This is a genomic window from Pseudomonadales bacterium (assembly GCA_041395945.1).
In the GTDB taxonomy this organism is placed as follows: Bacteria; Pseudomonadota; Gammaproteobacteria; order Pseudomonadales; family Azotimanducaceae; genus SZUA-309.
In genome coordinates, this window is record JAWKZN010000001.1 from 2,554,349 (window position 1) to 2,573,750 (window position 19,402).

The window sequence follows — 19,402 nt, forward strand, 5'->3', positions numbered from 1 at the left end:
TTTCCCTGAATTAGCTAAGACTGATTCCCGGCTCGCGACAAACGACTTTCAAACAGGTAGGGCGCAAGCGTCTGCTGGGCCTGGATCCGGTATTTGTGCCAGCGGCCGCCGCCGTAATAGGCGAGACTCCCCGGCTCTGCCTCGCCGTGGCCGTTGTAATAAGTGATGCAGTCGCGCAGCGGCCGGGTCATCTGATCGGCCCTGCGGCAGTGCTCCGCATAGGCATCTTCTGGCTCGGCTGCCACATCCACAATGGCCGCCCCTCGATCCCGCATCGTGGACAGCATCCACACGATGTAGTCACCGTGCTCTTCTATGGCGTTTGTGAAGTTGAAACTGCCGCCTCCACCCTGTGGACCGGACACAATAAACAGATTGGGGAAACCCCGGCTGTGAATACCAAGAAACGTCTTAGTCCCTTCGGTCTGCCATTTGTTCCTCAGAGTCTGCCCATTTCGACCAGCGATCATGTTGAAAGTGGACGTGGCCATCCACTCGAAACCTGTGGCATAGATCAGTACATCGAGAGGGTATTCGACGCCATCGTGAACCACTCCGTGCGCATTGATCTGCCGCACGCCGCGCGGCGCGGTGTCTACGAGTTTGACGTGGGGCAGATTGAAAGTCGGCAGGTATTCGTCATGAAAAGTCGGCCGCTTACACCCATAGGGGTAGTAAGGCTTGAGCGCTGCGGCGGTTACGGGGTCCTCTACGATGGCATCCACCCGTGCACGGATCTGTTCCATGATGCGGAAGTTCGTTTCGAGCTGCTTCTGGATCAGTTCCTCTGCGGTGAGTTCCCGCTCGTACTCCCTGCGCTCCTTGTAGTCCTCCACCCTGCCGGCGAGGAAGTCGTCGTTGGCCTTGAGTGCCGTGCGCCCCTCTGAGATCTTTGCGAACCTCGCCCGGCGGGCTTTGGCCCAACCCGGCTCCCGGGACCAGGCGTCGGCCTCCTCCGCCGTCGTCGCGCGCTGATCGCGCACGTCAATCGATGAAGGGGTGCGCTGGAAGACATAAAGTTCTCCCACGATCTTCGCGATCTCGGGTATCACCTGCACTGCGGTCGCACCGGTGCCGATGATGCCGACCCGCTTTCCCCGCAGATCGATGTCATAGTTCCAGCGCGAGGTGTGGAAGGCGTCCCCCTGGAATGTCTCCATGCCTTCGATACGGGCCAGCTTTGGTGTTGTCAGGATGCCGTTGGCGAGCACTACGAAGCGGGCGCGCATGCGATCACCGCGATCCGTGCTCACCGTCCAGCGCCCGGCTGCTTCATCCCATTCGGTCCGCTCGACGGTGGTGTGAAACAGGGCGTGATCGTAGAAGCTGAACTTCTCGGCCATCTTCTGGCAGTACTCCATGATCTCGAAGCCCGCCGCGAACTTCATCGTGGGCACGTACTCCATCTCTTCGAGCAGCGGCAGATAGCTGTAGGACTCCACATCACAGGCAATTCCCGGATAACGGTTCCAGTACCAGGTGCCGCCGACATCGCCACCCTTTTCACAGAAGCGCACATCCTCGAATCCGGCGGCCTTGAGCTTGTGCCAGAGCAGCAGACCGGCGAAGCCGGCACCCACCACGAGGATTTCACACTCATCGTCAAGCGCTTCCCTGGGTACCGGGTCAGCGGAGTAGACGTCTTCGAGATAGCGGCTGAACTCACCCTCCATGGCCATGTAATCCGCGGCACCCGCCCGGGATTCCTTGAACTCGCGGTAGCGGGCCTGTTCCGCCGCGTTGAAAACAGCACCGGGTGGCGGCGGCGGGAGGATTTTCAGAGATTCGTCGCTGATCACCGAATAACCCTTGCCCGCGATCCGCTCAGAGGCCGGTGCGGCGCGGGTATTGAAGACCTTCAGCCCGCTGACCGGATCGGTGCGGACCGCCGGTGTCCGGGTATCGGTGTTGCCTGCTTCCATCTGACCCAGCCCTTGTACATTGATGCGGCACATGGAATCTTAGCGCAGGGGAGGGGCTGAGCGGAGCGGATATGCATGCGCCTGTACCCCCCTGAACCGACAGATCGGGAAGCGGGGAGAGACCATCATGAGCAGAACCATAGAGCTGAACCAGCCGGCTACCGGCCCGCTTGCCGGGGTGAAAGTGGTCGATTTCACCGCTATCTACTCCGGCCCCATCGCCACTGCGATCCTCGGAGATCAGGGCGCGGATGTGGTGAAGATCGAGGCTGCTGATGGCGACCTCATGCGCCGGGGTCGGCCCTCGCGCAACCGGGTATCGGGTGCCTTTGCGATGATGAACCGCAATAAACGCTCGATCGTGCTGGATGTCCGCAAGGATGAAGGCCACGCCGTCGCGATGAAGCTGCTCAAAGACGCGGATGTGCTGGTGGAAAACTTCCGACCCGGTGTCATGCAGCGTCTGCGGCTCGGTTACGGGGAAGTCAGCGCCCGCAATCCACGCATCATCTACCTGTCCATCAACGGCGTGGGCGCTACGGGTCCCTATGCCAAACGGCGCATGTACGACGCAGTGATCCAGGCCATTTCCGGAATGGCGTCGATTCAGGCCGACATGGAGACCGGCAAACCCCAGATGATCAACACCCTCGCCTGCGACAAGATCACCTCACTCACCGCAGCACAGAGCGTGGCGGCAGCGCTCTACGCCCGGGAAAAAACAGGCAAAGGCCAGTACATCGAATTGAGCATGCTCGACGCCAGCCTCCACTTCCTGTGGCCGGATGGATTCAGCAATTTCACCTTCCTCGGTGAGGGTGTGGAAAGTGCGCCCTACCTTGATCACAGCCAGTTCGTACGCGCCACGGCGGACGGCTATGTGGCGGTTATGCCGGTGAAGGCCGCCGAATGGGAAGGCGCGTTTCGCGCATTAGATCTGCCGAATCTCTACGAAGACGAGCGCTTCGCCTCCCTGGACGCACGCCTCGCCAACATGGCCCTGTGGCAGGACATCATCAACGCCGCTTACGCCAGATTCACCACCGAGGAAATCTGTGCGCGCCTGGAAAGCGAGGATGTGCCCTACTCCCACATCAACGATCGCCCTGTCGTCCCGGACGACCCGCAGATCGACGCCATGGACGCACTGCACCATTTCGAGCATCCCGTCGGCGGTCCCATGCGCCAGCCGCGTCCGCCAGCCCAGTTTCACGGCACCCCGTCAAACCTGCGCCTGGCCTCGCCGGAGATGGGCGAACACGGCGCCGACATCCTGGCTGCCCTCGGCTACGACGCCGCACAGATCACCGCGCTCCGGGAGCAGGGCATCCTCGGCTAACGGCGTATCGCACGGTCGATGAGCTCTCCGGGAACCGGGCAGGGTAAAGCGCTCACACGTGACCGCCACTCAGGCAGCCGCAGCCGCTGCCAGAATGTTTTCGAACTCGCCCTTCACCACCGGCCGCGCCTGAATTCGACCAAACCAGTCCAGCAGCCTGGGATAGCCATCGAAGCCGGCACCCAGAGTCTGTCCGAAGGCCAGGCAGACGTACGTCGCAATGTCCGCGACTGAGTAGGATCCACACAGACAATCGGCCTTTTCCAGCACCCCGTCGAGTTCGCGATGGAACTCACCAAACCGGGTCATGGCCTGGGTGACCGCGTCGAGATCCCGCTGCGAACCATCCGGCCCGACGCCATCCGGTTTCAGAAACAGCTCCCGGATCAGAACCGTCAGCTGATTCGCCATCACACCATCTGCCCGGTCCTCCCACATCCGGCAGCGCGCCCGGTCGGCCGGAGACTCGGGCATAAGGGGAAGTGCTGGATACGCATCTTCGAGGTATTCGCAGATCACCGTGGAGTCGAATATCGCCAATTCTCCGTCGACCAGCGTCGGAACTTCTCCGCGCGGGCTGGCCCGGAGGAAATCTTCGGGTTTCGGGCCCCACAAAGTCGCCCGGCTCCAGGGAATCTCCCGGATCTCCACTTGCATACCCTTCTCGGCCAGCACGATTCGTACTTTCGCCGAGAAGGGGCTCAGCACACCGGACCACAGCAGTAGCGTAGACATCTGTCGCTCCTCTGACGATTGAGCCCGCGAGTGTAGGAGTCTCCCCCGGGCCATCCAATTACCCGGGAGGTAGCCGCGGCTACCCGGGAGGCAGCCGCAGCGGTTCCCGGATCCTTGTCTACACTCAATGGCAGGGTTACAGGTTCGAAATCGTGTGAATTTCTTAAGACATTTCAATGCATTAGACACCGCCAGCCGATACAGCGCGGCATCCTTGATCGGGGCCGGGCTGCTGTGCCTGCTCGCCGGGCTGAAGAACTACGCTGAGCTCGAATCGGAATTCACCTTCATCGCCCGCGCGCTGGCCATCCTGGTCATGCTGACCGTGGGACTGCTGCTGCGCTGGGTACAAGTGTGCCGGCAGAACCCCGGCTTCTGGTTCGGCCTGACCTGGCTCGCCCTGCTGCTGCTTCAGGCTGCCGCGATCCTGTACTACAACCTGACGATGGAAACCGTCATCACCACCCTTCTCGCTTCGGTAGTGGTGAGTATGGTTCTGAGCGAGCGCGAGCCACTCGGCGCGCATCTGCTGGGCTGGTTCACAGGCGTGAGCACCGCAGCGTTTCTGTGCGAGACACCCCAGATCAATGTGGCCTATTTCATCTTCACGGTCGGTACCGCCAACTTTTTCCTGTACCTGGTCGTCGGCGCATCACTGGCCGCGAAAGAGGCGCAAAGCTATACCGCGAAACTGATGACCGGGGTCTTCGATCAGTCTATGGACGCCCTGATCTACGCGAGATTTCGAACCGGTGAAGCCCTCGGGGTAAACGCTCGAGCCAGGGAGCTGTGTGAAAGCGACGACCCGGCAGAAATCACGCGGCTCACCGAAGCAGCCTTTCTCAGCGCACGGGCACCTGCAGGAAAAGACGAAATTCTGAAACGCGCCCGCAGCGACGCTTCCTGGGGCGGGACACTGCAGATGACGAGCGCAAAAGGCCGGACCTTCTGGGCAGATCTGTCGATTCGCCGGGTACAGGTAAACGAAGACGACGTGCTGCTGGTGCGTTTCACCGATGTCAGTCAGCGCATCCAGGATGAGGCAAATCTCAGGCGCAAGGATCGTCTGCTGGGGAAGGCGCAGTCCATGGCACGTGTGGCTGGCTGGGAGTTCGACCTGGCGTCCGACAGCCTGTTCTGGACGGAAGCGATGTACGAACTGCTTGCTCTCGAGCCGGGATCCGTCCCGCCGCGCAACACGCCCGAACTCTTCGTGCACGAAGCGGAGTTCAGGCAGATGCGCAAGGCCATGATTCACTGTGTGAAAGGCGGTGGCGGCTTCGACCTGCAGGCGGAACTGATGATTCGCAACAAGCGCCAGTGGATGCGCTACATCGCCGAGCCGGTTTATGAGAACGGCAGGCAGGTCAAAGTTGTCGGCGTTGTTTCGGACATCACCGAAAGAGTCGAACGCGAGGCGCAGCTGAAAGAAGCAAAAGAATCCGCTGAGGCGGCTGCCAGCGCACGAAGTCGTTTTCTTGCCAATATGAGTCATGAAATCCGCACACCCATGAATGGAGTGATCGGCATGACCTCTCTGCTGCTCGAATCCGATCTGAGTACAGAACAGCGAGCTCAGCTCGAAACGATCCGCACGAGTGGCGAAGGGTTGCTGAGCATTCTCAACGAAATTCTCGATTTCTCGAAGATCGATGCCGGTCATATCGTGCTCGAGCCCCAGTCTTTCGATCTCGATGGATGCATCGGCGATGCCCTGGATGTCGTGGCGCTGTCGGCAGCATCCAAGAACATCGTGCTGTCAATGTCAGTGCGCCACCCGCTGCCCGATGAGCCGACTCAGTATCTGGGCGATGTGAGCCGCCTGCGTCAGATACTCGTGAACCTCATCTCCAACGCCGTGAAATTCACCGATCGGGGTGAAGTATCCGTGTCTGCCAGGGTCACTCCGCTGGTACAGGATCTGGTGGAAATCGCCGTCACGGTAAAAGACACGGGCATCGGCATTCCTGCGGAGAAGCTCAAAAATCTCTTCGATCCCTTCACCCAGGCGGATGCATCGACCACCCGCAAATACGGCGGTACCGGTCTTGGTCTTTCCATCAGCAAGAACCTGGTTGAACTCATGAGCGGCACCATCAGCGTCTACAGTGAATTCGGTGCAGGATCAGAATTCCGCGTTACCGTAATCCTCTCCGCGATACCGGCAACAGCAAAGAAAAACCCGGATATCAGCGGTGCACGGATTCAGATCGTCGAACCCTTCCTCCTCTCCCGGCAGCAACTCGAACTGACCCTGAAGCAGGCGGGCGCACAGGTAGTCATCGACGATCCGCAGATCGTGATCGCGGATGCACAGTCGTACACGCCAACCGATGTACCCGCGATCCACCTCGTCAATCCGGGGTCCGGGAAACGCCAGGGCAGCCGCAGTCTGCGACGGCCTGTGCGGCCCGCTACCCTCATCCGGAGTATCTCTTCTGCACTGACACCACAAACCCAGGGCGCCTTCGACGAAGACCGTCCCCTCAGGGAAGATGACTCGCCCTATGCGGGTATAAGCGTGCTGATCGCTGAGGACAATGCGGTGAATCAGAAGGTGGCCGCGCAGATGCTGCTGCGCCTCGGTGTCCGCGCAGACATAGCTGCCAACGGCCTTGAAGCCGTGCACATGCTGTCCCGGCGGAACTACGAACTGATCCTGATGGATGTCCAGATGCCCGAACTGGATGGCCTGGAAGCGACACGCTGTATCCGGGTGACCGACACGATCAGACAGCCTCACATCATCGCGATGACGGCAAACGCGCTGTCAGACGACCGGCAGGCATGCCTGGACGCGGGGATGAACGACTTCATCGCCAAACCCGTGCGCCTGGAGGATCTGCGCCAGGCACTGCTGCGGGCTGCGACCGCAATCGAAAATCAGGAGGAAACGAAAGTGATCCCTGCCACCTCCTCACGATAGCGTTTTTTCAGATCCCGATAGTTGCCATGTCGGGAAGCACGCTTGAAGCTCTCTCTGGCCGCTTCCACATCTCCCAGCTTCTGTTCGGTGAGTCCCTTCATGAAATAAAAGCGTCCGTTGCGCTTTTTCAGATCAATCGCTGTGTTGATGGCGTTAAGTGCTTCGACGTAACGCTCCTGCTCAAATTCGGTCTGAGCGATGGCGAAATGGTAGTAGGCGTTGCTGTCCCGATAGCGCCTGACCTGGTTGATATAGTAATCCGCGCGTTCGCTGTCGCCCAGCACCTGATAGGCGCGGCCTAGCCCGGACATCGCCCCTCGATTGTGGCGATCCAGCTGCAGCACCCGCTCATACGCTCGAATGGCCTCGTCGTAGTGTTCGAGCTTGGCGTAGAAGGCGCCGAGATTCAGCCAGAAATCCATGTTGTCCGGCACCAGCTCGATGGCACGACGCAGGTATGCGAAGGCCTGACGATTCTCTCCCTGCCGGAACAGATTCACAGATCGATTGGCATAAAACAGCGCGCTGGCGTATGAGTCATCAATCACCCGTGCCGGGTCATCCACATCAGGGTGGACTTCATTGAAGTCCACCGTGAAATCTTCTCCGTAAGCCTTATCGAACCGCACGCCTTTCAGCAGCACATTGACGTGTGTGTAGCGGATCAGATAGCCGTCGTCCGCGTCCCAGCTCGGGGGTACATCGACAACCTGATAGCGGGCATCGAGGCCTGAGGCTCTCGCCAGGGCGATGAACATGTTCGTATAGGAAAGACAGTTCCCCGCCTTCTGCTCAAAGGTTTCCGCTGCGGTGTTGGTTCTGTTCGGCTGATAGCTCGCGTTGAAATAGCCATCCCGCAACAGTCCCTGCATGATGCGTTTGAAGCGGGCCGACGTGTAACGCCCACCGGCCAGCGTGTCATCCACGTATGCCTGCATCTGTGGTGTCACAGCGAGGATGTCTTCCTCAGGCACTTCCTCCGCACGGACCTCTTCACCGAAGACGGCTGCGCCAGTGATGAGATCCTGCGGAACGCCCTGATGCCGATCCCAATAGGGATTCGACAATGACACGCAGCCGCTCAGCAGCAGCCCGGCGGATACCGTGCCAATCATGCGCAAGGGAACAGAATCCAGTGCGGGCCGGATCGATGCGCTCGTGGGGACGATGTTCTGCTCCATGTATTCCTCCAGCACCCCTACGACCGGGTGTCACCAGGGGCGATGCGAGCACCACCGATACTAGCCCTGCCCGCTTTTTCGGACAACACGAGTCGGTCAAAGTGCGAATCGAGGCATTGTCGGACAATGTGTCCCCTGGGCCCGCTACCCGGGCCGGGATTGCGCAGGCTGCTGTCCTGGAGCAGGATAACGCCCATGGAGGGGAATCGTCGTCAGCCAATCGCGCTGTACGCGTGGTTTCTGTGTGGACTGCTGGGCTATTGTGCTCCAGCAGCAGCCGCCCCGTACCTGTTTGACGACTCCGGCTACCTGGGCGAGGCGGCTCTCATGCCGGGCTGGCAGCAGACCCTCGCCCGTCAGGCAGAACAATCCCGCCAGCTCACCGCCTGTATCGATGACGAAACAACCTGCTCCGCAGATCAGAATCGCCTCAAGCCGCTCGCGCACCTGATCAGAAAAGCACATAGCCTGAGCGAACAGCGGCAGATTTCCGTTGTGAATCACTATGTGAACCGCAAGCGCTACCGCAGGGACCGTGTTCGCACAGTGGCCGTCCATCCAGACTCAGAGCCGCTGAAGTATCGCAGCCGCTGGTCAACGGCGGCTGAATTCATCGAGCGCGGCGGGGATTGCGAGGACTATGCCAGCACCAAATATTTTCTCCTGCGCACACTCGGCCTGCCTGCAGCAAGGATGCGGGTGGTCATCGCTTTCGATCGGGCTGCCCGACGACATCACGCGGTTCTCGCAGTGGAACTGGCGTCCGGCAACATCTGGCTGCTGGACACGGACAACATCATCCGCAATCAGAACCGCCACGACTACCAGTTCGTGTATTCGCTCAACGAAGTCTCTATCTGGGATCACGAATCCACCGGCTCCGGTGATCTGATTGCCAGACCTCGCGCGGATGAACGCGCACCACCTGCCACCGACTATCCACCACTGACTTTCCACCACTGGTTTTCCACCACTGACAAGGAGCAATCCTGATGAAAATGCTTACCCTGTGTCTTCTCCTGCTCTCCTCCTACGCGGCCGCAGACGCGGATGATGCGGTCGTCCGATCGTCCGCCCTCGCAGTGAAAGACAGAATTCAGACTCTGGAACTGATCAACGTCACTGCCCAGCGGCCGGTCTCCGACGCAGCTGAACCTCTCGATGCGGAGCTCGCGGCACTGCTGGCAGAAGTCGAAGCTCTGGAAACGGAAGAGGCAGAGTAATCGGGTTCTGCGTCCGGAGAGCGCCGGTCCGGGATCGGTCCGGTGCTCAGCCGCCGGACGCGTCAGAGTCGGAGTGTGACCTGCAGCGCCCGTACTCGACATAGATCGAGTCGCCACCGTGCGCATCTCTGGCACCGGTGAAGGTCCAGCCACCAACCGAAGCGCGTGTGAAACGCAATGTTGCCATGTTGAGCAGCAGCAATTCCGAGGGGGGCAGATTCACACAGCTCACACCCTGGGAGCCGTCCGCGCCACGAACCTGCCGGCACTCGAGCTCGGTTTCAGGCGCATCCATGCCTGCGTCAGACCCGCCCCCCAGCATTCGCAGCGTGACATACAGATCCGCAGGCAGTTCCCGATCCTTCGATTGTGCCGGGTCCACCAGATTGCGTTTGAACACGAGATTCTCCTCGAGCTCGAAGGCTCTCGGATGAAAAAGCGCCGGCTCGTAGAGTTCCTCGTTCTCCGGGTAGTCGTGAAAACCACCCGTCTGCTCTGCGATGCAGTTCAACAGCGGAAGCGAAAGCTCTGCAGTCTGGGCGGTCGTGCCCAAACCCAGCAGTGTCAGCCACCAGCAGATTCTGGACACGATGTCCTCCCTCCTGCCCTGATCCGTCGCCCGAGTGTAGAAGGTCGCGCCCGGCCGGGTCGAGTCATCCTGTTTCTTGCATCCCTGGCCCTGCAGGCGGGCACGGCCACTGGCGCCCTTGCTGCGCAACGACCCTGGTGCGAAACAAGGACCGACGCTTTCACCGTCATCACCGACCTCAGGCAGACCGACCTCGACGAGCTGCTGCTGCGTCTTGAAAGACTGGACGCAGTAGCGCAGCCGCTGCTGCCCGGTACAGCCGTTTTAAGGCCGGCGCCACTGAAACTGATCGTCTTTTCCAGCCGCAACGACTTAAGACGCCATCTGGGCACAGGACGCTTTGCCGGTGTCATGCAGCCATCGCTGAAAACCCATCGACTGCTCATCGGTCCCGACCAGCGCAGCACCCTGGAAACCGCACAACACGAATACGCACACTATCTGCTGCGCAGCCGTCTGGACATCAGCCTGCCGACCTGGTACGACGAGGGACTCGCGAGTCTGCTGGGTGCCGTGACCTACGAGGCGGGGGCTGCGGTCGTCGGCGAACTGCCGAGAAAGCGCATGGAGGAGCTCTTCTACCGGGATCCGAGGCGCAGAATCCGGCCGCTCACACTCCAGGAAACGCTTGCCGCGGTTCAGATCTCAGACTGGGCCGGGGACCGGATGCGCAGTTTCTACCACTGGTCGTGGCTGCTCACCCACTACCTGTATTTCCCGCCTGAAGCACTCGCTGTCGACACACGCGGGGTACTCACGGCATACCTCAGCGACAGGAACGGGCGCCTGACGGAATATCTCGATACTTCTGTGCGCGATCTCCAGCGTGCACTGGAAGTTCACCTGCGGAAATTCGATACACCCCGTCGGGTGGAACTTCCGGCCGATTCCCGGCAGTCCGCCCGCTCGATCCGATGTCTGTCCGATCAGGAACGGGACTTCGAGCTCGCGCTCGCTACGCTCGCGCACAATCCCGCCCACGCACTGAAGCTCCTCGAACCCCAGCTTGCCGAACGCGCGGAGGATCCTGAACTGCTGGTGGCCCAATCCCGCGCCCACGCTGCTCTGGGAGAGTCTGCAATCGCGCTCGCCCTCGCAGAGAGCGCTTACAGCAGGGAACCGCTGAGCGCATCGTCTGGAGACCGGAACCTCAACGCCATGGTCAATTTTGCAGATCGGCTGGTGGACGACTGTCTGCAGAAAGTCACCGAGACCTGTCGCGCCGCCTGGCGCCGTGCCGCATCGCTGTATCGGGACAGCCTTCGCGAAGACCCGGACCGAATCGATGCGGTATTCGGACTGGGTCTTTCCTACCTGCATTCCGGCCGACCAGGCGATGCGGTGAATTACCTGCAGGTCGCCTATCAGCGCGTGCCCTGGGCTTCGGTGGTGAACTTCTACCTCGGCGAAGGGTATCGACTGATTGGAGACACCCGTGCGCGCACCTACCTGACCAACGCCCGCAACTGGGCACCGGACCTGTACTGGCAGAAACTGGCCGATCTGGCCCTGGAGCGGCTCGGTGCAGCGGAGCCTTCAGATCGGTGAGCGCCGTGTGAAGACCCGGGTGAAGGATTGACGCCGACCGGCATTGTCCACCTCGATGTCGATGGTAAGTCGCTGGCCGTCCGGGGACAGACTGTACAGCTCCCTCGAACTGGCATCGTGTGTCCTGGAATACACATGTAACTGCCCTTCACGCCAGCCCGCCTGCACCCGCCAGGGACCACGATCCCGTTCACCCCAGGAAATATCCCGGTAGGCGCCCTGACCGAAGTCGATACCCATGGAATCCCGGTTCTGCTCGATCTGCATGCGTTCGGCGAACAGTACCGGAAAGTCCTGGGCGAGAAAGCGGGTTGCCAGGTCTCCCCGGCGTGGCCGCAGGGATTCAGGCGGCGGGCCTGCCGGTGTGGTGCTCGCGGACGCATCAAGCACCCAGTCACCACCCAGATCGAAGGACCGGGGTGGAGGTTCCAGCGGTGTGCCCGAACAGGCGGCAAGCGCAAGTATGACCAGCGGCGCACCGAGGATGCGGATGCACAGGCGCCAGCCACGTGCCGATCGTGTCCGCGGGCGCTGAGCGGATCTGTATTCAGCGTGGATCACGAATCGTCACCGTTCCCTGGGCTATGGCGGTGAGCCGCCCTTCGTTCGTCACATCGATCCGCACCACCGCCTGGGTTCGGGACAGATTGATGACTTCCGCCCGGGCTATCACCTCCCCCCTGGTCACCGGCGCTGTGAGGTTGATTTTGAACTCGGTGGTCGCCGCCCACTGGCCTTTCTTCATGGCCGGATAGCAGACACAGCCCAGCATGTGATCACAGAACGCAGAGAGCACACCGCCATGCATGTTGCCCATCGGGGTGAGGAGGTCCGGCCGCACTTCGAAACGCCCCACCATGAAACCCGGGCCCGCTTCGAGCATCTCGAAGCCGAGAAATTCCGTGAGTCCTCCCCCCGCACCACGCGGGGCCTTGAGAAAACCCTGCGCAATGTGCTCATCAAAGGGTATCGCTTTCGTCGTTCCGGTCACGCCATCCGCTCCTGATTTCCTGCAGTTGCGAAAGTATCCACAATCGCATCGAGGTTTTCCTGCACACGACCCGGTTTCATACCGATACTGGGCGTGTAGAGCAACACGTGATCGGTGAGCGGCTGCCAGGCTTTGAGTTGATCCCGCACTTCATCCGGTGTGCCGGCAATGGCGATCTCGTCCACCATTGCATCGGTGACCGCGGCTGCCATGGCGGCAAAATCACCTCTGCGAAAAGCCGCGGCAATCGCCTCTCCCTGTGCTTTCCAGCCGTGCGGCTCGAGGATCGTGTGATACAGCCGGGTGGTGTAGTAAAAGCCGATCTGGCCACGCGCTTCATTGCGCGCCTGTTCGGTCGAATCGGCGACCGCCGTGATCACATAGGGCAGCAGCTCACACTCGGATCCTTCGAGCTGGGGCAGGACCATTTCTGTGATGTACTTTCGGGTGAACACGGGATGACCGATCAGACCATCCGCGACCGCAGCGGCGGCCCGGATCATCCCGCGATTCACCGCCGCCAGCGCGATGGGGATCGTTTCCCGGGCGGCCCGGGGACGGGAAAACGCCGGGATCTTTACCTGGTAGTAGGGGCCGTCATAGACCAGACCACCACCCTTCTGGGCAGCTATGGCCGCACGGACGAGCCCCACGGCATCCCTGATTCGCGGTGCAGGGGGAGCATCGAAAGGCATGGCGTACCATTCCCGGTTCATCCGCTCCGTGCCGCTGCCCAGTCCCAGAATCATCCTGCCGCTGGAGATCTCGTCGATGTCCATCGCCGCGGACGCGGCGAGCATCGGCGAGCGCATGAAGGCGTAGGCAATCCCGGTCCCAACCTTTACCCGTCGGGTTGCCGCGGCGACCGCCGCCAGCCGCACCAGGCCGTTGGCGTTGAAAAACTCCGTCGTCCACACCGACTCGAAGCCTGCCGCTTCCGCAGCCCGGGCGGTGGCGATCTGACCGGCAATGGTTGGAGAGCCGAGGATGATTCCGTGTTTCATGAAATCGTGCTCCTGCAGAATTTCTCTAGTTGTGGCGCCTAATAAGGTTGTTCATGGAAAGTCCTATCCGAGAGATTGGTGGTTTGTTGTTCAGGCTACCGTGTGGGCGGTGCCAGTTGTAGTCGTGGAGCCAGGGCCACAGCGCCTTGGCTCTGAAGTGGGATGACCGGTAGCGAACACCATAAGCCCATTCTCGAAGGGCGGTCTGGATGAAGCGCTCAGCTTTGCCATTGGTCCTGGGGGTGTAGGGCCGGGTGAACAAGTGGCGGATTCCACAAGCCTCCAGCAGCCGACTGAACAGCTTTGAGCGATAGCCGGGGCCATTGTCCGTCATGACTTGTTCGATCCGGATACCCAGCGACTCGTAGTAGGTCTTTGCTCTACGGAAGAACTCGATGACGCTCTCTTTGCGTTCATCCGGCAGGATCTCGGCATAGCTGACCCGAGAGTGGTCATCGATGCAGATGTGGACGAACTCCCAGCCAATGCCTCGAGAGGGCTTGCCTTGCCTGATTCCAGTTACCCGGTGCCCGGCATGCCGGAAACGGCCTAGTTTCTTGATGTCCAGGTGGAGGAGCGATCCAGCATGGCTACGCTCGTAGCGATTGGCTGGTTTGGCAGGCTCAAGTGCCGAGAGCTTGTTCAGACCCATCTTTCGCAGATGCAGAGAAACGGTGGTGATGTGACAGCCCACCTCCCGGGCGATCCGATCCATGGTCCAACGGCGTTTTCTCAACGCCTTGATCCGGCGGATCTGGGTAGGCGTCAGAGCTCTGGGGTGGCGACTGTGCGGCCGGGAACTGTGGTCCTGGAGACCGGGCTCACCTTGCTCCAGGTACCGCTTTTTCCACTTCAGTACGGTATGCGTGCTGGTGTCGAACTCTCTGGCGACTTGAGACGCTGACACGCCTTTTCCCAGCGACCGTCGAACCATTCTAAGTCGACCTTCGGGGGTCAATGGGGCATTCTTGTGAACGTTCATGCGAGCTCCTGGTAATTCTTTTGGTTTCGTCACCTATAGAATTCCTCGGATGCCTCGCATGAACAACCCACCTCTAGATCACATCTAGTGTGGCGGGATCAGGCAACTGTGAATCGAAGCATCGCCCGGCACTTCCCGGGCGAGTGTACGGATCGCGAGTTCCGCATCCGCGAGCTGGAAGTCATGTGTGTGCATGCGCTCCACCGGCACCCGGCCGGATTCGATCAGCCGGATGGCACTGCGGTAACCGCTCGAGGTCACGCCGATGGCGCCCATCACCCTGATTTCCTTCATCACTATCAGGTCCGAGATGAACCCTTCCACAGCTTTGAAGCCCTTCACTCCAGCGAGCACCACCCGACCACCCGGGCGCACCATCGACAGTGCATCCACCACCGGCCGGGTCGCATAGGCGCTGACATCGACCACCACATCCGCACCCCGGCCGCTGGTGAGTTCCTTCACCCGATGGACGGCATTTTCGTTGTCCACATCTATGGTGTGGTCGGCGCCGAAGACCCGGGCCAGCGCCAGTTTGTCTTCATCCACTTCCAGTCCGGTGACGATGATGGTGCCCGCACCCACTTCCCTGCAGGCGATCACACAGGCCAGCCCGCGCTGCCCCGGCCCGAGGATTACTACCGTGTCTCCCGGCTGGGTCCGGGGCATCTCCACCGCCCAGCGAAACCCCGCTCCCAGCGGATTAAAGATCACACCGATCTGGGGAGACAGCCAGTCCGCCACCCGATGCACGATGGAGTTCGGATGCAGATACAGGTATTGCGCGTAACCGCCCCAGAGACCGGGCGCTTCGGTGGTCGGGATATAGGAGTAGATCCTGCGGTGATCACACAGGTGATAACTGCCGGTGAGACAGGGCTGACAGTGGCGACAGGAAATCATGGTCTCGACTGCAACCCGATCGCCTTCCTGCACACCCCAGCGCTGCGCCGCACGTTCACCGATGCGGGCGATGCGTCCGAGAGGTTCATGGCCCGGCACCACCGGCACTGGCGTGCGCAACATGCCTTCGAACTGTTCGTAGTCGCTGCCGCAGATACCGCAGGCTTCCAGTTCGAGCAGTGCGGAGTCCGCATCGATGTCCGGGATCGGAATGTCTTTCGGCTCGAGCTTACGGACACCCGTCTGCACCATCGCAAAGGAAGTCTTCGGTAAATTCATCGACGCTCTCAGGAGCTGATCTTCGCCACATGCCCGCCTGTGATAGGCTCGGATGAGCCTACGGGGAAGCGGGCAACAGAGCAAATGACAACACCTCAGGTGATCGTGGTTGGCGGCGGCAACGCCGCACTGTGTGCGGCCATCAGTGCCGCCGATCACGGTGCGAGGGTGACTCTGCTGGAGCGTGCGCCTCACGAACTGCGGGGCGGTAACTCGAGATTCACGGCAGGTGCAATGCGCACCGTCTACCAGGGTGTGGATGACCTGCGCAGACTGATGCCCGACCTCACCGAACAGGAATGCCAACGTACCGACTTCGGCAGCTACACTGCCGCACAGTTCTATGAAGACCTGGGACGGGTCACCCACTATCGCACCGATCCCGAACTCGCCGAGACGCTCATAGAAAACAGCTTCCCGACCCTGAACTGGATGCATTCGCACGGGGTGCGGTTTCTACCCCTCTACGGCCGCCAGTCCTTCGAGGTCGACGGCAGAGTACGATTCTGGGGGGGACTCACGGTCGAAGCCTGGGGGGGTGGTCCGGGCCTGGTGGACGCACTGACCGACGCGGCCACCCGTGCCGGGGTAACCATCCGCTACGATACCCGGGCCATCCGGCTGCTGCTGGAAAAGGGCCGCATAACAGGCGTGGTCACACGCACCGTGGCAGGCGAGGATGCCTTTCATGGCGATGCAGTGATCCTTGCCAGCGGCGGATTCGAGTCGAGCACCGAGTGGCGCACACGCTATCTCGGGCCCGGCTGGGATCTGGCCCGGGTTCGCGGCACACGCTTCAACACCGGCGATGGTATCAGTATGGCCCTGGATGTCGGCGCCGCACCCCGTGGCCACTGGTCCGGTTGCCACGCGGTCGCCTGGGACCTGAACGCGCCCGAATACGGGGATCTCGAGGTCGGGGATGCCTTCCAGAAGCACTCCTACCCCCTGGGCCTGATGCTCAATCTCCAGGGTCAGCGCTTTCTCGACGAAGGCGCGGATTTCCGCAATTTCACCTATGCCCGCTATGGCGCTGAGATCCTCAGACAGCCCCGGCAGACAGCCTGGCAGGTGTTCGACGCACGGGTGTCGAAGCTGCTGCGGGACGAGTACCGGATCCGCCGCGCCACCCGGGTTCGAGCCGACAGCCTGGTGCAACTGGCGGACAGAATGGATGGCATGAATGCTCCCGCAATGCTGGCGACCATCCAGGGGTTCAATGAGGGGGTGATGGACGAGGTGCCTTTCGATCCCGCTATCCGGGACGGCAGAGGTACCCGGGGACTGGCGATTCCAAAGTCGAACTGGGCAAACAGAATCGACACACCGCCGTTTGAGGCATACGCGGTGACCTGCGGGATTACCTTCACCTTCGGTGGCCTGCATGTCGACAACACCGCCCGGGTCTGCTCTCAGGAAGGCGAGCCGATTCCCGGACTCTTTGCCGCGGGGGAGCTAGTTGGCGGACTCTTCTACTTCAACTATCCGGGGGGTAGCGGATTGACCGCGGGTTCGGTCTTCGGCCGTATCGCCGGTGCGGGTGCTGCGGGCAGCGGCACGGCCAGGCTCTGAGCGACCCTCGCCGGGGACTGCTGCCCAGGCTTCACCGTTGACGACTGCATCGAGGATGTCGAAAACACTCAGATGCTGCAGGCCGGGTTCTGCATGGATCACATCCAGCACGAATTCCCGATAGGCCTGATTATTGGCCTTCCTATCCAGAATCCATCCCCGCCAGAGCCGGGTGATTGCCGCTGCTTCCCTTCTTGTCATGCTCGTCTGATCCGCCCCGCTCTTCCGCTTCCTATCGCCACCCACTCGAAAACGGCCAACGACTTTAACATCCCCGGCAAAGCGCGCGAAGCCTTCTACACTGAAATACATGGCAAGGATCGCTCAACAGGCGCGGATCGGGACGCTGGTGGCTGCAGTGGCACTGCTGAGTCTTCCGACGCTCATCGCGCCGGGTAGCAGCCCGGGGTCAGACCGCGCGGCCGGTGCAGCAGCGCCAGATGACCGGATCAGCCATGCGTCACCTGCAGCCCGCACTGGCAAAGCTGCGCTGGATGCGTCCTGGCCTGTGCTGACTGACAGGCCTTCCCCTGCCGCCGGCGACGGACCGGAGCCGGATGGCGGACCGGGATCTCTGGCGATGGACAACAGACAGCTGGATCTGCTGCTCGAACAGGGCTTTCTCGATGTACTGCACCCGGAGGGCGGGCTGCTGCGCATCGATCTGCTGCGGCTGGAGAAAGCAGACACTGTGCGGATACTTCATATCACCAGTGCGGGACTACGCGGCGTGATCACCGAATGCCTGGGTGACTACTTCGCCACCATCGCGACCCCGGCGGGCGTCTATACCCTTGAGCGGCGCAATGGTCACACCCAGCTCGCCAGCCAGCAGCAGCTCGATCTCAGAAACAATCCCGATGCCCGCGATTACCGTCATGCCCCGCTGGCCTGATCCTCGCCAGACTGCAGTCTTCCGGCCGCCGGTCGCTCTGCTTCTGGTGTGCCTGCTCAGCGCCTGCGGTGGCAGCAGCGGCGGTTCAGCGGACACGCCGGTGAATGCGCCACCGACCAGCACCGCAGCACCCGTGCAGGCCAGTACCACGGCAGCACAACCCCCTCCCACCCTGATTCCGGCGCCAGCACCGGATGCGGTGATCCGGGTGCTGACTCTGTACTCCACCGGCACGAGGGCACACTTCTCCAACATCGAACTGCGCATCGCGCACCTGCTCAACGTCGCCAACACGGTGATGGAAGACTCGAACGTGCCGGTGCGCTTTGAACTTGCCCGGGCGATGGCAACCGACTACCCGGACGACTATCTGATCACCGAAGCCCTGGAAGCGCTCACCTTCGCCTCGCATCCGTCCTTTGCCCAGGTGGCGGCGACCCGGGATCTGGTCGAGGCCGATCTGGTAACCCTGTTTCGACCCTATGCCAATGATGGACTCTGCGGATACGCCTGGGTCGGCGGATTCGGTGCCAACGGAGATTTTTCCCATCCTGCGGAGGCGGATTTCGGCTATTCGGCAGTCGCCATCGACTGCTCGGACTACACCCTGGTACACGAACTCGGCCATAACCTGGGCCTGGTCCATTCCCGGCGCGAAGATCCGGATGGCGGCAGCCTGCCCTACGGCGCAGGTTTCGGAGTCGACAACGACTTCGTAACCATCATGGCGAGCCCGAGGATTTTCAACGCGGTGCGCCTGCCCCGCTTCTCCAGCCCGACAACCCTGTGCAACGCGCAGGCCTGCGGTGTGGACTCTGCCGATCCTGTGCAGGGAGCGGACGCCACCCTTGCCTTGAGCCAGGTGGTGGAACAGGTCGCCGGCTATCGCGATTAGGCCTCATACGTCACCGAGTCAGTCAGGAAGCTCGGAAACGGGTTGATCAGGGCGTGGTCGAGGACGGGGGAGCAAGGGGCGGTAGACCGCCCCTTTCAGAGCGTCTGCCGGGTCAATCCTTCAGGCGGATTTTGTCGGCATTCATCTCGATCAGTCGATCGCCGATGCCTTTCACGTTGGCGATGTCGTAGGGGTCGCTGAAGGCGCCATTCTGGTCCCGATAGTCGACGATCGCCTGGGCTCTGCTCGCTCCGACTCCATCGAGTACCGCGGCTATCGTTGCCGCGTCTGCCGAATTGACGTTCACCGAATCCGGTACTGCAAAAACCGGTCGGGTGAGCAACGCCAGGCAGAGAACGGCGAGCGGGAGGGAGAAACCGGAAAATTTGAAGGCCATGATCACTCCTGTCTGTCAGTG

At 61.2% G+C, this 19,402-nt stretch carries 18 protein-coding genes; 8 read left to right on the forward strand and 10 right to left on the reverse strand.

Annotated features, from left to right (window positions below; all coding sequences use genetic code 11):
• Positions 1–14 precede the first annotated feature (14 nt).
• Positions 15–1,922: an NAD(P)/FAD-dependent oxidoreductase gene (locus R3E82_11780; protein MEZ5551562.1), complete on the reverse strand. Its 1,908-nt coding sequence runs from the start codon at positions 1,920–1,922 to the stop codon at positions 15–17.
• Between the two features lie 127 nt (positions 1,923–2,049).
• Between R3E82_11780 and R3E82_11785 the strand changes: the two genes are divergently transcribed.
• A complete protein-coding gene (locus R3E82_11785; GenBank protein ID MEZ5551563.1) occupies positions 2,050–3,261 on the forward strand; it encodes a CoA transferase in 1,212 nt (403 codons plus the stop codon).
• A gap of 69 nt (positions 3,262–3,330) precedes the next feature.
• Here the strand turns inward: R3E82_11785 and R3E82_11790 are convergent, their stop codons facing one another.
• The gene (locus tag R3E82_11790; GenBank protein MEZ5551564.1) at positions 3,331–3,996 is read right to left on the reverse strand and encodes a glutathione S-transferase family protein; all 666 of its coding nucleotides are present in this window, start codon (positions 3,994–3,996) and stop codon (positions 3,331–3,333) included.
• A gap of 214 nt (positions 3,997–4,210) precedes the next feature.
• Between R3E82_11790 and R3E82_11795 the strand changes: the two genes are divergently transcribed.
• On the forward strand, positions 4,211–6,922 hold the full coding sequence (locus tag R3E82_11795) for an ATP-binding protein (GenBank protein MEZ5551565.1): 2,712 nt from the start codon (positions 4,211–4,213) through the stop codon (positions 6,920–6,922).
• Here the strand turns inward: R3E82_11795 and R3E82_11800 are convergent.
• Positions 6,880–8,103, reverse strand: coding sequence for a tetratricopeptide repeat protein (locus R3E82_11800; GenBank protein ID MEZ5551566.1), 1,224 nt, complete (start codon positions 8,101–8,103; stop codon positions 6,880–6,882). The genes R3E82_11795 and R3E82_11800 overlap by 43 nt on opposite strands.
• A gap of 195 nt (positions 8,104–8,298) precedes the next feature.
• On the opposite strand from R3E82_11800, the gene R3E82_11805 reads away from it, so the two are divergent.
• Positions 8,299–9,096, forward strand: a complete 798-nt coding sequence (locus tag R3E82_11805; protein ID MEZ5551567.1) for a transglutaminase-like cysteine peptidase — start codon at positions 8,299–8,301, stop codon at positions 9,094–9,096.
• Positions 9,096–9,326 (forward strand): hypothetical protein, encoded by a 231-nt coding sequence (locus tag R3E82_11810; GenBank protein MEZ5551568.1) that lies wholly within the window; start codon positions 9,096–9,098, stop codon positions 9,324–9,326. Before R3E82_11805 ends, R3E82_11810 begins: the two co-directional genes overlap by 1 nt.
• Before the next feature lie 46 nt (positions 9,327–9,372).
• Here the strand turns inward: R3E82_11810 and R3E82_11815 are convergent, their stop codons facing one another.
• Entirely contained in the window at positions 9,373–9,837 is a 465-nt protein-coding gene (locus R3E82_11815; GenBank protein ID MEZ5551569.1) for a hypothetical protein, read from the reverse strand.
• On the opposite strand from R3E82_11815, the gene R3E82_11820 reads away from it, so the two are divergent.
• Positions 9,802–11,463 (forward strand): hypothetical protein, encoded by a 1,662-nt coding sequence (locus R3E82_11820; protein ID MEZ5551570.1) that lies wholly within the window; start codon positions 9,802–9,804, stop codon positions 11,461–11,463. The two genes, R3E82_11815 and R3E82_11820, sit on opposite strands and share 36 nt — an antisense overlap.
• Here R3E82_11820 and R3E82_11825 read toward each other — a convergent pair.
• From R3E82_11825 to R3E82_11845, 5 genes are all read right to left on the reverse strand, one after another.
• Positions 11,452–12,024: a hypothetical protein gene (locus R3E82_11825; GenBank protein ID MEZ5551571.1), complete on the reverse strand. Its 573-nt coding sequence runs from the start codon at positions 12,022–12,024 to the stop codon at positions 11,452–11,454. The two genes, R3E82_11820 and R3E82_11825, sit on opposite strands and share 12 nt — an antisense overlap.
• A complete protein-coding gene (locus R3E82_11830; protein ID MEZ5551572.1) occupies positions 12,011–12,454 on the reverse strand; it encodes a PaaI family thioesterase in 444 nt (147 codons plus the stop codon). The genes R3E82_11825 and R3E82_11830 overlap by 14 nt, the downstream gene beginning before the upstream one ends.
• Positions 12,451–13,458 (reverse strand): LLM class flavin-dependent oxidoreductase, encoded by a 1,008-nt coding sequence (locus tag R3E82_11835; protein MEZ5551573.1) that lies wholly within the window; start codon positions 13,456–13,458, stop codon positions 12,451–12,453. Before R3E82_11835 ends, R3E82_11830 begins: the two co-directional genes overlap by 4 nt.
• Positions 13,459–13,483: 25 nt before the next feature.
• Entirely contained in the window at positions 13,484–14,440 is a 957-nt protein-coding gene (locus tag R3E82_11840) for an IS481 family transposase (protein MEZ5551574.1), read from the reverse strand.
• 84 nt (positions 14,441–14,524) lie between these two features.
• A complete protein-coding gene (locus R3E82_11845; GenBank protein ID MEZ5551575.1) occupies positions 14,525–15,622 on the reverse strand; it encodes a zinc-binding dehydrogenase in 1,098 nt (365 codons plus the stop codon).
• A gap of 84 nt (positions 15,623–15,706) precedes the next feature.
• On the opposite strand from R3E82_11845, the gene tcuA reads away from it, so the two are divergent.
• The 3 genes from tcuA to R3E82_11860 all read left to right on the forward strand — a co-directional run bounded on the left by tcuA (position 15,707) and on the right by R3E82_11860 (position 18,984).
• Positions 15,707–17,194 (forward strand): FAD-dependent tricarballylate dehydrogenase TcuA, encoded by a 1,488-nt coding sequence (gene tcuA, locus R3E82_11850; protein MEZ5551576.1) that lies wholly within the window; start codon positions 15,707–15,709, stop codon positions 17,192–17,194.
• 310 nt (positions 17,195–17,504) lie between these two features.
• Positions 17,505–18,089 (forward strand): hypothetical protein, encoded by a 585-nt coding sequence (locus R3E82_11855; protein MEZ5551577.1) that lies wholly within the window; start codon positions 17,505–17,507, stop codon positions 18,087–18,089.
• Positions 18,055–18,984, forward strand: a complete 930-nt coding sequence (locus tag R3E82_11860) for a zinc-dependent metalloprotease family protein (protein ID MEZ5551578.1) — start codon at positions 18,055–18,057, stop codon at positions 18,982–18,984. The genes R3E82_11855 and R3E82_11860 overlap by 35 nt, the downstream gene beginning before the upstream one ends.
• Before the next feature lie 112 nt (positions 18,985–19,096).
• Here the strand turns inward: R3E82_11860 and R3E82_11865 are convergent, their stop codons facing one another.
• Complete coding sequence (locus R3E82_11865; GenBank protein MEZ5551579.1) at positions 19,097–19,381, reverse strand: ComEA family DNA-binding protein; 285 nt, start codon at positions 19,379–19,381, stop codon at positions 19,097–19,099.
• Positions 19,382–19,402: the final 21 nt, after the last annotated feature.

Bases quoted from the DNA above. Each gene is read 5' to 3' on its own strand.
- R3E82_11780 (MEZ5551562.1), bottom strand. From the start codon at position 1,922: ATGGAAGCAGGCAACACCGATACCCGGACACCGGCGGTCCGCACCGAT.
- R3E82_11785 (MEZ5551563.1), top strand. From the start codon at position 2,050: ATGAGCAGAACCATAGAGCTGAACCAGCCGGCTACCGGCCCGCTTGCC.
- R3E82_11790 (MEZ5551564.1), bottom strand. From the start codon at position 3,996: ATGTCTACGCTACTGCTGTGGTCCGGTGTGCTGAGCCCCTTCTCGGCG.
- R3E82_11800 (MEZ5551566.1), bottom strand. From the start codon at position 8,103: ATGGAGCAGAACATCGTCCCCACGAGCGCATCGATCCGGCCCGCACTG.
- R3E82_11805 (MEZ5551567.1), top strand. From the start codon at position 8,299: ATGGAGGGGAATCGTCGTCAGCCAATCGCGCTGTACGCGTGGTTTCTG.
- R3E82_11810 (MEZ5551568.1), top strand. From the start codon at position 9,096: ATGAAAATGCTTACCCTGTGTCTTCTCCTGCTCTCCTCCTACGCGGCC.
- R3E82_11835 (MEZ5551573.1), bottom strand. From the start codon at position 13,458: ATGAAACACGGAATCATCCTCGGCTCTCCAACCATTGCCGGTCAGATC.
- R3E82_11840 (MEZ5551574.1), bottom strand. From the start codon at position 14,440: ATGAACGTTCACAAGAATGCCCCATTGACCCCCGAAGGTCGACTTAGA.
- R3E82_11845 (MEZ5551575.1), bottom strand. From the start codon at position 15,622: ATGAATTTACCGAAGACTTCCTTTGCGATGGTGCAGACGGGTGTCCGT.
- tcuA (MEZ5551576.1), top strand. From the start codon at position 15,707: ATGACAACACCTCAGGTGATCGTGGTTGGCGGCGGCAACGCCGCACTG.
- R3E82_11855 (MEZ5551577.1), top strand. From the start codon at position 17,505: ATGGCAAGGATCGCTCAACAGGCGCGGATCGGGACGCTGGTGGCTGCA.
- R3E82_11860 (MEZ5551578.1), top strand. From the start codon at position 18,055: ATGCCCGCGATTACCGTCATGCCCCGCTGGCCTGATCCTCGCCAGACT.
- R3E82_11865 (MEZ5551579.1), bottom strand. From the start codon at position 19,381: ATGGCCTTCAAATTTTCCGGTTTCTCCCTCCCGCTCGCCGTTCTCTGC.